At 71.5% G+C, this 1,166-nt stretch carries 1 protein-coding gene; it reads right to left on the bottom strand.

What is annotated here, in order from left to right; translation table 11 throughout:
* Window positions 1–220 precede the first annotated feature (220 nt).
* Window positions 221–907, bottom strand: coding sequence for a hypothetical protein (locus ACI79D_RS24875; RefSeq protein WP_456921215.1), 687 nt, complete (start codon window positions 905–907; stop codon window positions 221–223).
* Between the last annotated feature and the right edge of the window lie 259 nt (window positions 908–1,166).

Raw genomic sequence — 1,166 nt, 5'->3', positions numbered from 1 at the left:
CCCCCCCCCCCCCCCCCCCCCCCCCCCCCCCCCGCCCCCCCCCCCCCCCCCCCCCCCCCCGCGGCCCGCCGCACCCCCACCCGGCCCCCCCCCCCCCCCCCCCCCAATACGAGAGGAGCACCGGCAATCCAGCCCGACCGCGGACGAGAGGCTGTCCCCGCACGACGGCCGCCCGGCAAGGGGCCTGGGCGGCCGTCGGCGGAGAGCGGAGTGTGCCCGGCTATCGGACCTGGACGGAATCTCCGACCGGCACCGAGCCGGCGGCAGTGGAGTTGCCGCCGTAGTGCAGGCGCCAGATGCCCGTGGTGGTGGCCGTGACGGTGGTGTTGACCCACCCGTTCCGGTCCGTCTTCACGGTCTTGACCGTCTTGTAGGTGCCGTTCGGCGTGCGGAACTGGACCTGGATCGTGCGGCTCGCGTAGGGCACGTACGCCCCCTTGTTCCAGTCCACGACGAGCAGGCGACCCTTGACCGTGATCGGGCTCCCCTTCCTCACCGGCTCCGGACTGGCGTTGAAGGAGCCGCTCTGCCACGTCGTGCGGCGGAGCAGGGAGAAGCCGTCGACGAAGACCCGCTGACGGGAGTTCCAGCTGGTGTCGTCGACCTCGACGATCACATCACTCGGACCTGCGTCGCTGTTCGAGTAGAAGTTGGGGTTGAACGTCTCCTGCGGAGCGCCCTTGTACGTGTAGAAGGCCCAGTCGGCCTCCTCGACCGACCAGCTCGCCACCGTGCACCCGGTCGTGGAGACCCCGAAGGTCCGCGTGACAGGAGAGAGACCCACGACGACCGAGCGGGGGCTGAAGTTGGTGATGGTGCAGCCCGCGGCCTGAGCGGGGGTGGCCACCGCCACGCCTCCCACCGTGAGCCCGAATGCGGCCAGCGCGGCCGCCAGGCGCTTCTTCATGTCGTTGTTCCTGTCCGATGCCAGGCGATTACTCGCAGTGGAGATCGGACGGAAGCTAGGGCGCTCCCGGGGGGAGGAGCCCGTGACACACCCGGATCGAGCCGTTCCGGTTCCGCTTCGGTACGTGCCGGGTCCCACCTGTCACTCTCGTCCCGCTGCTTGCGAGGACGGGCCGGCCGAAGCGGCACGAGGACGCCGGCGACGGGGCTGCGGGGCGTGTGGTGTCGGGTGCTCGTGCTCTGCCCAGCACCGTGGGCAG

This window comes from Geodermatophilus sp. SYSU D00708 (assembly GCF_054050115.1).
This window is presented reverse-complemented; position numbering and strand designations above follow the sequence as displayed.

Coding starts and splice junctions, on each gene's coding strand:
- ACI79D_RS24875 (WP_456921215.1), bottom strand. CDS start 907: ATGAAGAAGCGCCTGGCGGCCGCGCTGGCCGCATTCGGGCTCACGGTG.